Genomic DNA, 10,455 nt, shown 5'->3' with positions numbered 1-10,455 from the left:
TCACGCCAATAATCGGGTCATTCATAGCTGCTCCAATTCCCCGCACTGCTTGCCTAGGGTGTCTTACGACCATCATGGCAATCAGCGTGCGCCACCCGCGCAGCGGCGTTGGGCCCGCGCAGCTCGAGATCTCGAGCTCGGCAGCCTGTGGGAGACACGCCTAGCCCGGGGGCGTCGGGGGTCGCCGCGGCAGGAATATACGATGGCACCATGTGGCTAAACGAGGTATCGCCCGGGGCGGTCGACTCGACCAGCCGCACGCCGATGCACAGTCAGGTGAGCGCGATCATTCGTTCCCGCATCGCCGACGGTGAGCTCCCTCCCGGGTCGAGCCTGCCGACCGAGGCCGAGCTGCAGGACCGGTTCGGGATCTCCCGCTCGGTCGTGCGGCAGGCGCTCGCCGCGCTGACGGCCGAAGGGCTGATCAAGCGCGGGCGCGGGCGGGGGAGCGTCGTCGCCCCCCGCGGTGAGCATCACCGCCTGGTGCAGCGGATGTCGGGCCTCTCCACCCAGATCGCGGCGGAGGGCGCCCAGGTGACCACGGAGGTGCTGCACCTCGCGCCGGAGCGGAACGCCCACGCGGAGGCGGCGCTCGCGACCTCAGCGGTGCTCGGAATCCGGCGCCTGCGTTCGGTGGGAAACGAGCCGATTGCGCTCATCCACACCTGGCTGCCGCTGTCGCTCGGCGGGCGGCTCAGCGCCGAGGATCTGACGAACGCGTCCCTGCACGCGGTGATGCGGGACAAGCTGGGCGCGTCGATCGTGTCCGGCCGCCGCCAGGTGCGCGCCGTGCCCGCCTCGGCGGCGCTCGCGCAGGCCCTGGGCGTGCCTGTCGGGGCGCCGGTACTCCTGCTCGAGGGAACGAGCCTCGACGAGAGCGGGCTGCCGATCGAGGTGTTTTCGACCTGGCACCGGGCCGACCGGGTCGTCTTCGACATCGACGTGCTGGGCGAGGGCCCTGTCGCGGCGCAGCGCGCGGTGGAGCCCGTCGGCTTTGGTGGTGGTGGTGGCGGCGGCGGCGGTGCCGGGGGTGGCGCCCGCGCTGGTGCCGGCTCTGGCGTGGCTCCGGACGCCGAGTCGTCTGATCGCACGGAACTTGCTGGGCGAGCCCGCACGCTGGCGCTGCAGCTGCAGCAGCTCTCCGAGGACCTCGAGCGCTAAACGGCCGCATGTTGCTGAGTGCGCTTCATCCAGAAGGCGAGACATCGACATGTTAGGAATTTGGAGGGGGTCAAACCAGGAATCTGGAGGGTCCTGAATTAGGAATTCAAAAGGACGGTCAACGAGGCGCTGCCGGCCGCGCTCATGACGCTCTCGGCCATCTGGCCGGAGAGGGAGCATCCGTTCGCCCGTCGCCCATGCGGGAGAATGGCCTGATGTTGGATCGGATGACCACGTTACTGGCCGGTGTCCCCTTGATTGACGGCCACAACGACCTGCCCGACGCGCTGCGCGTGAGTGCCGGCTACTCGGTCGCGGGCCTCGACGCCGTGCGCAGTGAACTGCAGACGGATATCCCTCGGCTGCGGCAGGGCAACGTGGGCGCGCAGTTCTGGTCCGTCTGGGTGCCGTCGGATCTGCCCGAGCAGGCGGCGGTCGTCGCGACCCTCGAGCAGGTGGACGCGGTCTACCGGCTCGTGGCCTCGTATCCGCAGGTGTTCGGCTGCGCCAGCACGGCCGACGAGCTGGAGCGGGTCTGGGCATTAGGCCGGATCGCCTCGCTGATGGGCATCGAGGGCGGGCACTCGATCGCCGGATCCCTCGGGGCCCTGCGGATGTTCGCCCGCCTGGGCGTGCGCTACATGACCCTCACCCACAACGACGACACCGCCTGGGCGGCCTCGGCGACGGGCCTGCGGCAGACGACCGGGCTGAACGACACGGGCCGGGCGATCGTGGCGGAGATGAACCGGATCGGGATGATCGTGGACCTCTCGCACACCGCGGAATCCACCCAGCTCGACGCCCTGGCCGCGACGACGGCCCCGGTGATCTTCTCCCACTCCTCGGCGCGGGCGGTGACCGATCACCCGCGGAACGTGTCGGACCTCGTGCTGGAGAAGCTCGCCGGCAACGGCGGCGTGCTGCAGGTCACGTTCGTGCCGGGGTTCGTGTCGGCTCGGCCGGACGCCACTCTGGCTGATGTTGCCGACCACATCGAGCACGCCCGCGCGGTGGCCGGGGTCGACCACATCGGGATCGGCGGCGACTACGACGGCACGCCGGTGCAGCCGGCGGGCCTCGAGGACGTGAGCACCTACCCGGCGCTCTTCGACGAGCTGGCGACGCGGGGGTGGTCGGCCGGCGACCTGCAGAAGCTCGCGGGGCGCAACATCCTGCGCGTGATGCGTGCGGTGGAGGACGCGGCGACGGAGCCGCTCTGGCCGGGGAGCCGCTGAGCCTTCGGGTCCGTGCCCCGGAGAAGGTGCGATAAGGTGTGCGACAGAAATGCCATATAACTTATAGTGACGATTACTAGGAAAACTTATAGACTCCTACCATGGTTCAGAATCGAGACCGAGTTACCGCCGACGCCGGCATCGAGCTCATCCTGTCCACCGGCATCCCGCTCCACGTCACTGGCTCATCCGCCGTTGACTTGTGGATGCACCCAGGCGCGCTCACCCCCGCCACAGTCAAGGTGCGCCAGAAGCCACCAACGCCATCCGAGATTCAGCGGGATCTGGAAAGGACTGAACACACAGGCCCCGCCCGCACCACTCTTCTGTATATCGTTCCGCGGCTCACGAGCACGCTTCGGGAGATGGCGGCCGTGAACCGGAGCCTCGCGATAGCGGCGCTAAGCGATCAGACCGTACTCATCGATGGCAGAGAGTTTCGACCGGAAACCTCGAACAGTCGCGCTGAACTGACCCAGGAGCATGTTCGCCGCCAGCCCTGGGGACGACATGCCCTCACCCGTGTCCTTCTCCGCACTTGCGAACCACGCCCACAGACCGTTCTAGCAAAGGAAGCCGGCGTCACCCAAGCTGCTGTCTCGCAGGCCCTGAAAGCGTTAGAGGACCAGGTTGAGCGGCACGGGCGTGGTTGGGTTGCCACCAACCCTGGGGCACTATTCGATCAGTTCCTGGCAACGTATCCGGGGCCGCGCGGTATCAGAACCAGCTGGTATGGCCTGGACCCGGTGGCCAATCAAGCACGGCGGGTACTGGAAGCGGGAACAGGGCTAGGCGCCCTGCTCTCAGGGGACGCCGCGGCGGATTCCATTTCGCCGTGGCGTATCCCCTCCCGCGCCGTCATCTATGCGCACGCCGGGATGAACCTGGCGAAACTCGGATTTGCTGAATCCAACGCTGACTCCGCAACATTGGAATACACGGTGCCAGCGGACCACACCCTATGGGCCACAGCCCAGGCCTGGGTAGAAGCCAGCCAGTTGCAAACCGTGGACCCACTCATCACCGCCTGGGACGTCATCCGAATCGGCGGCCCCGACGCAGGTGACGCCGTCGGCAAGCTCCGGGAGACGGTGCTCTCATCGTGGGCGAAGGTTGCCGAGTGATTCGCCGGGCCATAGAAACGGTCGCGACTTCACAAGCCGATGACGGGGCATTTCGAGCCCTCGCTGACATCGCACGCCTCACCGAGGGCATCGACGATGCCCGTGTCGTCGGCGGCCATATGGTGGGCCTGCTCCTCACGGCATATCCCACACCGGACACAGTGCTGCGGCGCACGGCCGACGCGGATGCCGCCGTTTCCACTCAGGTCGCCGAGTCCGGGAGACTCCACGACTTGCTCGTCGACGCCGGTTACGCTGCCACAGCCGGGAACCGATACGTGAAGGAGCCGGGTCTCGCGGTCGACCTGCTCGTGCCTGCAGACGACACTACGTTCGAGCCGAAGCAGTTGGGGCACCGTCAGTTCGATTCAGCGCCGGGCCTTCGCTTGGCGCTCATCGCGGCACCAATCACCTTGGATGTTGGGGTGACTCTTTTGAATGGCAAACGCATCACGTTCACGGTTCGGGTGCCACCCGTCGAAATTGCCACCATCCTCAAGGCATACGCCTATGCGTCGCGGCTGGCCGCGAAAGACGTGACGGACCTCTACAACCTGCTGATGATTGCGCGAGCGTACAAAGCCGAGGATATCGGGGGCTGGAGACTCGGGGACAACCCCCTCACGGGTGCCCGCCTCGACACGGCCCGGACATTGCACCAACTGGCAAGGCTAGCCGGCCGAAGTGCCCCTGTCAGCGAAGCCGGTATCCCAAGCGAGCGCTTTGTCGCCCTGGTCCGCACGCTCGTCACGTCCCCCGAGTAGCAAGGCTGGTCAGGTCATTCACCGTGCCGCGTCCGGATTCCAGGCGTTCGATTGATCCGAGAAGTCGTCGGCCGTTGGCCGGATTTCGCAGCAGGTAGGCCGTCTCCTTGAGCGATGCGTACTCATCCAGGGAAACGATCACAACTGGCTCGTGCCCGGCGCGGGTGATGATGAGCTCCTCACGATCATGGGGGAGGGCCGAGTGGTCCGCAATCTAGCCGTAGATGGTGATCAGGAGAACAAACCCGATCACCGTCACGGCGGCCGCGCTGAGGCCGAAGAGCGCATAGCGTCGGCCGGCACTGCGCAGGCCGGCAGTCCCGGCGATGACCGCGCCCACGACGCCGACGGGGAGGAAGGCCAGCCCCAGAATGCGTACCCAGTTCGCCGGGTCAATGGGCGTCGCGGTCAGCACCCACAACCACACCAGCGCCGCAATCCCGCTCAGGCCGAAAGCGGCGCTCATGCCTCCAGCCAGGCTGGAGCGCCCGGAAGCGGAACTCTGTGAGGTGCTCATTGCTAGCTTCTTGTCCGTTTGCGGGTGACCCGCCCATGGAGATCGCCGCGTGTCCTGCGGGGGCACGGCGATACTAGCCCTCATCTGGCGCCGGAATATGACCGCCAGGGGCCGCGCCACCGGAGATTTCGAGTTGCGCGGGCGGCGCGCCGCTTCGCGGGCGGCGCATCACGCGCGCAGCGGCGCACTACCCGCGAATTGGTCCACAACCAACGCATGAGGCGACACCCAGCGCAGGTCAGACGGTGGTGGCGTCTTCGATCTCTCCGATGAGCTCCTCGATGATGTCCTCGAGGAACAGGACGCCGGTCGCGACGCGGCGACGCCGACGCCGGGTGGCACCGACTGTGTGGGAAATACCCCACATCTAAAAATGTGGGTTATAACCCACTTGACGGAATGTGGGCTATGACCCACAATGGGTCATGTGGGTTATTGCCCACATTGGAGGGAGCAGCATGGACGTATACACAGCCCGGGACCTCGGCGCCGCAGCGCGCCAGAAACGCGAAACCCTCGGGATGACCCAGCAGGCCCTGGCCGACGCCGCCGGCGTCACCCGAGACTGGCTGCTCGACTTCGAGGCCGGCAACCCCAGCTCGTCCCTCGGCCGGGTCTTCACCGTGCTGAACACCCTCCACCTGCACGTCGACCTCACAGGCACCCCGGAGGACGAGAGCGACAGCGCCCTCGACGACGTGTTCCGAGACCTGGACCGCTGATGGCCCGCGAGCTCAGCGTCTACCTCGACGGCATCCACGCCGGGACGCTGCATCAGAGCGCCCAGGGCAACACCACGTTCCAGTACGACGACGCCTATCGCCTCGAGCGCCGCGGTCCCACCCCCCTGTCCCTGTCGATGCCGCTGACCCGCCGGGATCACCCCAACAAGGTCGTCCTGCCGTTCCTCCAGGGGCTCCTGCCCGACAGCCCCACCAAGCTCGAGCAGCTCGCCCGCGAGCACCACACGTCCGTCCGGAACGCCTTCGGCCTCCTCGCCCATGTGGGCCGGGACTCCGCCGGCGCCGTCCAGGTGCTCCCGCCGGGGGCGGACTCGCCCGACGCCGCCACCAGGCAGGGCGATGTCACCCCGCTGACCGACGCCGAGGTGGGCGAGGTCATCGCGGACCTCATCGAGCACCGTGACACCTGGGGGCAGCAGCGCGCCGAAATGCACTGGTCCCTTCCCGGCGCCCAGCCCAAGGTGGCCCTGTTCCGGTTCGAGGACGGCACCTGGGGCACCCCGAGGGACTCGACCCCCACCACCCACATCCTGAAACCGGCCGTCCCGCCCTACACCGACCATGACGTGAACGAGCACGTAACGATGGCCGCCGCCCAGATACTCGGCCTGGCCGTGTCCAGGCACGAGCTGATGACCACCGACCGGGGCGACCGGGTGTTCGTCTCCACCCGCTACGACCGGCGGAAGCTCAACGGCCGGTGGGCCCGGCTGCACCAGGAGGACCTCTGTCAGGCGCTCTCCGTCGCCCCGGCCCGGAAATACCAGCAGGACGGCGGCCCCGGCGTGAACCAGGTCGCGGCCCTGTTCGACAACCTCGCCGACCCCCGCGACGCGGCCGACAGCCGCCGCCGGTTCTTCGACGCCCTCGTGTTCAACGTCTCCGCCGCCTGCACCGACGCCCACGCCAAGAACTTCTCCATGCTCCTCTCCGGCCGACGCGCCACCCTCGCCCCGCTCTACGACGTCGGCACCCACGCGACGTACTCGTCCCGGGAACCGCTGCGCTCGGCGATGATGCTCGACGACGAGTACACCCTTGACGCCATCGGCCTGCCGGAGCTGCTCAAAGCGGCCACCAGGCTCCGTATCCCGGCCGACCTGGCCGCCGAGCGGGTCGCCTATATCCGGTCGAACCTGGCCGCAGCGTTCGCCGACGCGGCCGGCCGGACGACCGGAAGCCCCGAGGTGGCCGGATACGCGGCCACCGTCGCCAACTCCATCCACGAGCTCGTCGTCACCCGCGGCTGGGCCTGACCGACCACCTCGGCCCGTCAAGGAGCGAGTACCTCGATGGTGGTGATTCGGAGCCGCTCCATGGCGGCGACCCTGAGTCGGCGCGCGCCGACGGTGACCGTGTCGCCGACGACGGGCAGGCGGCCCAGCCGAGCGGTGATGAAGCCGGCCGCGGTCTCATACGGGCCGTCCTCGAGTTCGATCCCGGTCAGCTCCGCGAAGTCCTCGATGTTCACGCTGCCATCCACGATCAGTGCCGCGCCGGACTCGTCGGAGCGGCGCACGGCCTCGGCCTCGGGAGCGTCGCGCTCATCCCGCATCTCGCCGACGAGTTCTTCGACGAGGTCCTCGAGCGTGACGATGCCGTCGGTTCCCCCGTATTCGTCGATCACGACGGCCATGTGTACTCCGGCGCGTCGCAGCTGCGTCATGGCAGGCAGGATGCGATTCGTGCCCGGAAGGAACAGCATCGGCCGCGCAAGGTCGGCGACCGTGCTCGCGCCGCGGTGCCCCTCCGGGTCGAGAAGATCGCGCACGTGCACGAAACCGATCACGTCGTCAACGGATTGGCCGATGAGCGGGTAGCGCGTGTACGGCATCACGCGTACCTGGCCGATCGCCTCGGGGATCGTTTGGGTGCCGGTCAGGAAGGCGACATCCGCGCGATGGCGCATCACTTCCCTGACGGTTCGATCCGTTGCGGTGAGGACTTCACCGAGGATTTTTCGCTCATCGACTTCGAGCCCCGGATGGGCGCCGAGCAGATCCCGGAGCTCCTCGACCGACATTTCCTCCTTCCTGGCGTGCGGGTCTCCGCCGAAGATCCTCACGACGGCGTTCGTTGACACGGAGAGAAACCAGATCACCGGTCGCATCAGCGAAGCAAAAATCAGAAGCGGCGGGGCAAGCGCGAGCGAGAAACCGGCCGCCCGCTGCAGCGCAAGCCGCTTGGGCACGAGTTCGCCGAGCACGAGCGACAGGTACGCGATCAGCAGCGTCATGCCGATCAGGGCCAGCACGTCTGCCGCGCGCGTGGGCAGGCCGAGCGCCTCGAGCAGTGGCGCGACATCCGGGGCCAGCGTTGACGCCCCATAGGCTGCGGAGAGGAAGCCGGCGACCGTCACGCCGATTTGGACCGCCGCGAGGAACCGGTTGGGGTCACGCGCGAGCGAGGCAACCTTGGCCCCACGGCTTCCCTGCTTCCGCAGCCCGTGCAGCTGGCTCTCCCTCAGGGACACCAACGCGATCTCCGTCGCGGCGAACACCCCGCCGATCAGCACGAAAAGCAGCACGAGAGCGAGATTGACCCAGGTGTACGCGTCCATTAGCTCGCCGCATCCGGGAACCTCGTCGAAACCGGGGGCGTAGCGCGGCTGGAACTTTGAAGGTCATCCACGAGCTCATTCTATGAATCCTGCCTCCTGCCCGGCGACCTGCGGAGGCTCGCCGGGCGCGCCAGCACTGGCCGAGTAGCCCCGGATCGGGACTGCCGATATCCCCCGATAGGGGGCTGAGGCGCGGTGCCGCCGGCCCTCTATGCTGGCCGCACCCGAACATCAAGGAGCCCTCGTGACCGACACGGCAGGAACCATCTCCACGCAAGCAGGCTGGTACCCGGACCCGTCAGGGGCCGCCCGACAGCGCTGGTGGGACGGCGCGAGGTGGACCGAACACCTGATCGACCCCGCGGCTGCGAACAACCCGGCCGCCCGCGTGTCGCTGCGGGATTCCGCGATGCCCGTCTACAGCGCATCCATCTGGATGATCGTGGGGCTTCCCCTTCTCTCCCTGTTCGCGCTGGTGGCGTTCGACCTGACCGGGTTCCTGATCGGATTCACGTCGGGGTTGTCCACCATGGTCGACCTCTCGGTCACGTCATGGCTGGCCCTGCTCAACCCGGACTTCTACTTCTTGTATGCCCTCGCCCTGGCCGCACGGATCGCCTCGCTCATCTTCTCGTACGTCGACTGGCGGGGGCTGCGGTCCGACGGCATCGATCGTCCGTTCCACTGGGCCTGGTCCTTCCTGTCGGTGGACCTGTACGTGCTCGGCCGCTCGATCGTCGTGCGCCGGCGCGTCGGCCGCGGTCTGCTCCCGATCGGCGTCATGGTGCTGCTCTGGGTCGTGAGCTACGCCGTGGTCACGCTCAAGGTCGAGGACTCGATGCCGGCCGTGACGATGTGGCTCGGGAGCCTCTGACCTCGGTCTAGCTGACCTCGGTGTAGCAGGCCGCTGTGTGGCGGGCCGCTGTGTAGCGGGCCGCTGTGTAGCTGACCTCTTGTGCTGGCCCCTGTGCGGGTCTTCGGCACGGCTGCGGCGTGCCCGCGTGACCATAACTGGGGGTAGGGGCGCAGCACTTCTTCATAACTGAGCACTTGTCATGTTCTGCTGTTGCGGAGTTGACTGAGCGGCACCCGAACCACCCGCCACGCGTCCCTTCCCGAAAGGGGACCTGCTGATGAGTACTTCGTCCCGCCCGCCTCGCCTGCCCGGCCGGCACCCGGTGCGCCGCCGCGCACTCGCGGCCATTGCGATGCTCGCCGTGCCGCTGGCCCTGGCGGCGGGCAACGTCGCCTTCGGGGCCGGCCACGTCTCGGCCGCGACGGTGTCGGTGGCGGAAGCCCGGTACCTGGGCGAGGTGGACGGCTTCGAGCAGAGGCGACTGCGGGCGGTCGGCTTGCTCGCGGTCGCGGAGTCGGTCCTGGCGTCCGCAGAGCTCACGCTGAACGCGAGCGCGGGGAAGGTGCTCGCCCCCGCGGCCCGCACGACCCTGGCGGAGGGCATCCGGGCCGAGCAGTACCAGCTGGACCTGGTCAGGGAAGAACTGAAGAAGGGGTACCGGCTGGTTGACCCTGCTGCCCCCGTGACCAGCCGGTTCTCGGCTCGGCTGGGGTTCTACGACGCAGCGTCGGTGCTGCGCGGTCATCGATTCGCGGAGGCTGCCGACCTGTCCACCGTGCGGGCACACCTGGCCGGTCCGGTGCAGGCGGTGAAGGATGCCGTGCTCGCCTGGCAGACGGAGCAGAAGCGGCTGGCGGCGGTGAAGGCGGCCAAGGCGGCGGCAGCGGCCCGGGCGGCGGAGGCTGCTCGCGCGGCGGCCGCGCGTGCCCCCGCGCGAGCGTGGCAGGCGCCCGCTGCGGCGGGGCAGCCCCGCGCCGGCACGGCCCGGTTCAACAAGTACGTCTGGACGGCGGGCTGGCAGGCCCAGATCGATGCCTGCAACGGCGCGGTCGACCTCACCGGGCGCTACGGCGTGCGCGTGATCGGCGAGCACTGGAGCTGCGGCGGGTCCCGCTTCCCGAGCTCGGGCCTGATCACGCTGTCGGGCGTGCTGTCCGGCACCTACCGGGTGGGCGGGGTCGCCGCGGTGCTCAACGCGAACACGCAGGGCACCGGCAACATCCCGCGGGGGTACGACCTGCTCTACCAGACCTGCATCAACGGGTCGAATACGACGATGTCGTTCACGGTGCTCACGCGGGTGGGTTAGGGCTCTGGGGCGCCTCTCCCGCGGCCTCGCGGGCCGGAGATTTCGAGCTGCGCGGGCGGTACGCCGCTTCGCGCGTGGCGCACGGTAGTTGTCAACCTGTCTGAGACAACAGGTGGGTATTGATTCCGGTTTTTTGCGGGTGTTGTGGGGCCGTGGGTCGGTTTCTGAAGCGTTCGGGGTGTG

12 protein-coding genes are annotated in these 10,455 nt (G+C 68.1%); 8 read left to right on the top strand and 4 right to left on the bottom strand.

The annotated features are described in order from the left end of the window. The first annotated feature begins 210 nt into the window (after positions 1 to 210). The 4 genes from E3T54_RS04400 (at position 211) to E3T54_RS04385 (ending at position 4,287) form a co-directional block, all read left to right on the top strand. Entirely contained in the window at positions 211 to 1,161 is a 951-nt protein-coding gene (locus E3T54_RS04400) for a GntR family transcriptional regulator (protein WP_134474729.1), read from the top strand. 227 nt (positions 1,162 to 1,388) lie between these two features. Then, complete coding sequence (locus E3T54_RS04395; RefSeq protein ID WP_241977054.1) at positions 1,389 to 2,399, top strand: dipeptidase; 1,011 nt, start codon at positions 1,389 to 1,391, stop codon at positions 2,397 to 2,399. 101 nt (positions 2,400 to 2,500) lie between these two features. Then, entirely contained in the window at positions 2,501 to 3,523 is a 1,023-nt protein-coding gene (locus E3T54_RS04390; protein ID WP_134474727.1) for a LysR family transcriptional regulator, read from the top strand. Beyond that, positions 3,520 to 4,287, top strand: a complete 768-nt coding sequence (locus tag E3T54_RS04385; RefSeq protein WP_134474726.1) for a hypothetical protein — start codon at positions 3,520 to 3,522, stop codon at positions 4,285 to 4,287. Before E3T54_RS04390 ends, E3T54_RS04385 begins: the two co-directional genes overlap by 4 nt. Here the strand turns inward: E3T54_RS04385 and E3T54_RS04380 are convergent. The 3 genes from E3T54_RS04380 to E3T54_RS17540 all read right to left on the bottom strand — a co-directional run bounded on the left by E3T54_RS04380 (position 4,271) and on the right by E3T54_RS17540 (position 5,171). Then, positions 4,271 to 4,501, bottom strand: a complete 231-nt coding sequence (locus E3T54_RS04380; RefSeq protein WP_134474725.1) for a type II toxin-antitoxin system Phd/YefM family antitoxin — start codon at positions 4,499 to 4,501, stop codon at positions 4,271 to 4,273. The genes E3T54_RS04385 and E3T54_RS04380 overlap by 17 nt on opposite strands. Further along, positions 4,502 to 4,804 carry a hypothetical protein gene (locus E3T54_RS04375; protein WP_134474724.1) on the bottom strand — a complete coding sequence of 101 codons (303 nt, stop codon included), beginning with the start codon at positions 4,802 to 4,804 and terminating at the stop codon, positions 4,502 to 4,504. It abuts the gene before it with no gap. A gap of 238 nt (positions 4,805 to 5,042) precedes the next feature. After that, on the bottom strand, positions 5,043 to 5,171 hold the full coding sequence (locus tag E3T54_RS17540) for a hypothetical protein (RefSeq protein ID WP_255452816.1): 129 nt from the start codon (positions 5,169 to 5,171) through the stop codon (positions 5,043 to 5,045). 91 nt (positions 5,172 to 5,262) lie between these two features. Here E3T54_RS17540 and E3T54_RS04370 point away from each other — a divergent pair, with 91 nt between their 5' ends. Both E3T54_RS04370 and E3T54_RS04365 read left to right on the top strand, forming a co-directional pair. Next, the gene (locus E3T54_RS04370; RefSeq protein WP_166804820.1) at positions 5,263 to 5,526 is read left to right on the top strand and encodes a helix-turn-helix domain-containing protein; all 264 of its coding nucleotides are present in this window, start codon (positions 5,263 to 5,265) and stop codon (positions 5,524 to 5,526) included. Then, positions 5,526 to 6,803 carry a HipA domain-containing protein gene (locus E3T54_RS04365; RefSeq protein WP_134474722.1) on the top strand — a complete coding sequence of 426 codons (1,278 nt, stop codon included), beginning with the start codon at positions 5,526 to 5,528 and terminating at the stop codon, positions 6,801 to 6,803. The genes E3T54_RS04370 and E3T54_RS04365 overlap by 1 nt, the downstream gene beginning before the upstream one ends. A gap of 17 nt (positions 6,804 to 6,820) precedes the next feature. Here the strand turns inward: E3T54_RS04365 and E3T54_RS04360 are convergent, their stop codons facing one another. After that, positions 6,821 to 8,107: a hemolysin family protein gene (locus E3T54_RS04360; protein ID WP_134474721.1), complete on the bottom strand. Its 1,287-nt coding sequence runs from the start codon at positions 8,105 to 8,107 to the stop codon at positions 6,821 to 6,823. Between the two features lie 244 nt (positions 8,108 to 8,351). Here E3T54_RS04360 and E3T54_RS04355 point away from each other — a divergent pair, with 244 nt between their 5' ends. Next, positions 8,352 to 8,981 (top strand): DUF2510 domain-containing protein, encoded by a 630-nt coding sequence (locus tag E3T54_RS04355; RefSeq protein ID WP_166804819.1) that lies wholly within the window; start codon positions 8,352 to 8,354, stop codon positions 8,979 to 8,981. A 259-nt stretch (positions 8,982 to 9,240) separates the two neighbouring features. Beyond that, the gene (locus E3T54_RS04350) at positions 9,241 to 10,272 is read left to right on the top strand and encodes a hypothetical protein (RefSeq protein WP_134474719.1); all 1,032 of its coding nucleotides are present in this window, start codon (positions 9,241 to 9,243) and stop codon (positions 10,270 to 10,272) included. Positions 10,273 to 10,455: the final 183 nt, after the last annotated feature.

It is taken from the genome of Cryobacterium sp. Sr8, assembly GCF_004403225.1.
GTDB lineage: Bacteria > Actinomycetota > Actinomycetes > Actinomycetales > Microbacteriaceae > Cryobacterium > Cryobacterium psychrotolerans.
Note: the sequence above shows the minus strand (reverse complement) of the source record. Positions and strands in the feature narration are given on the sequence as shown.